This window comes from Longimicrobium sp. (assembly GCF_036554565.1).
Lineage (GTDB): Bacteria > Gemmatimonadota > Gemmatimonadetes > Longimicrobiales > Longimicrobiaceae > Longimicrobium.
This window is the reverse complement of record NZ_DATBNB010000018.1, coordinates 1-1,824: the sequence shown is the minus strand read 5'-3', so window position 1 is coordinate 1,824 and position 1,824 is coordinate 1. Positions and strand designations below refer to the sequence as shown.

General features: G+C 73.6%; 2 protein-coding genes. Both read left to right on the top strand.

From position 1 onward, the window contains the following. Window positions 1-316 (top strand): hypothetical protein (locus VIB55_RS00595; RefSeq protein ID WP_331874716.1); only part of this gene is annotated, 316 nt, incomplete at its 5' end. After that, window positions 313-1,734 (top strand): acyl-CoA reductase, encoded by a 1,422-nt coding sequence (locus VIB55_RS00590; RefSeq protein WP_331874715.1) that lies wholly within the window; start codon window positions 313-315, stop codon window positions 1,732-1,734. The genes VIB55_RS00595 and VIB55_RS00590, both read left to right, overlap by 4 nt. Window positions 1,735-1,824: the final 90 nt, after the last annotated feature.

The window sequence follows — 1,824 nt, the reverse complement described above, 5'->3', positions numbered from 1 at the left end:
CTACGCCTTCCGCTCGTACCGGGGCGACTACTTCGCGTGGACGCGCGCCACGGCGGCCGCGGACCTGTGGAGCCCCTTCCTGCGCGGCCGCGTGTTCGCCGCCGCCGGGGGCGCCTGGCGGCGAGCGCCGGAACTCGACGTCCGCGACGTGGCCCCTGAGCCCCCCCGCTACCGTACGGGGACGATGACCTCGGTAGGCGCGGGCGTCGGCATCCTGTACGACATCCTGCGCGTCGACGTGGCGCGCGGGCTGGGGCGGTACGGGCAGTGGGAGTTGATCGTGGAAGCGAATCCGCAGTTCTGGGACTTCCTGTGACCGTCCGCGCGCCCGTCATCGACGCCTTTCACCTGCCGGCGCTGGAGCATCCGCGGGCGACCACTTGGTCGTACGGCAAGGGCGACGACGCGTTCGAGGTGCGCATCCCGCGCCTGTCGCCCGCGGACCTCAAGCGGCAGGTAGATGCGCTCGTCCTGGCGCGCGACCGCCACCTGGCGCATCGCCCGGTGGCGGAAATCGTCGGGGTGATCGACGCGGTCGCCGCCCGGCTGCTGGACCCGCCAGATCCCCTGCGGCAGGCGGCGGAGCGGGCGCTTCCCGCGGTGACGGCCTACTCGCCGCCCATGATCCGCCTGGTGCTGGACCGCATGGCCGCGGACTGGCGGGCGCCCCGTCTGCGCGAGCTGCTGCGTGCGGAGTTCGGCGATCCGCGGGTGCTGGACGGCTTTCGCCCCGCGCCGCGGAGCAACGGCCTTCACGCCGCGTTCGGCCCGCGCCTGGCGGTGCACGTGTTCAGCGGCAACGTCCCGGGCGTGGCAGTGACCTCGCTCGTCCGCTCGCTGCTGCTGAAGTCGGCCACGCTGGGCAAGGCCGCCGTCGGCGAGCCGCTGCTGGCGGCGCTGTTTGCCCGCGGCGTGGCGGAAGCGGACGCGGAGCTGGGGCAGTGCCTGGCGGTGACGTACTGGCCGGGCGGCGACGAGGCCATGGAGCGCGCCGCCCTGGACGCGGCCGACGCGGTGGTGGTGTACGGCGGCGCGGACGCGGTGGCCACCATCCGCAGCCGCACGCCGGTCACCGCGCGGTTCGTGGGATACGGGCCCAAGGTGTCGTTCGGCGTGGTCGGCCGGAGTTTTCTTGGAGAAAACGACGCGCGGGAGGCGGCCCGCGGGGCGGCGCTGGACGCATCGACCTTCGACCAGCAGGGATGCGTGTCGCCCCACCTGTTCTACGTGGAGGAAGGCGGCCCCGTGTCGCCCGACGCGTGGGCGGCGATGCTGGCGGAGGAGATGGCGGCGGTGGAGGGCGAGCTGCCGCGCGGCGTGCTGGCCCCGGGCGAATCGTCGTCCATCCGCCAGCTTCGCGCGGAAGCCGAGTTCGCGGAAGCCGGGGGCGGCGGCGTGCGGCTCCACGCTTCCGCGGAGGGAACGGCGTGGACGGTGGTGTTCGATCCCAAGCCCGACTTCTCGGCCTCGTGCCTGAACCGGGTGATCCGCGTGAAGCCCGTCGCCTCGCTGGACGACGTCCCGGCGCTGGTGGAGCGGTTCGGGCCCGTGCTGCAGACGGTGGGGGTGGCGGCGGACGCGGAGTCCACGCGTGTGCTGGCGGAGGCGCTGGCCCGCATCGGCGCGAGCCGGTTCACGACCTTCGGGCAGATGGCGTGGCCGCCGCCCTGGTGGCACCACGACGGCCGGCCGCCCCTTCGCGAGCTTGCCCGCTGGGCCGACATCGAGGAATAAAAACTGGATCACGCGGAGGCGCGGAGGACACGGAGAAAAGCAGGAGAACCCCTCCGCTGTTCTCCGCGACCTCCGCGCCTCCGCGTGAGA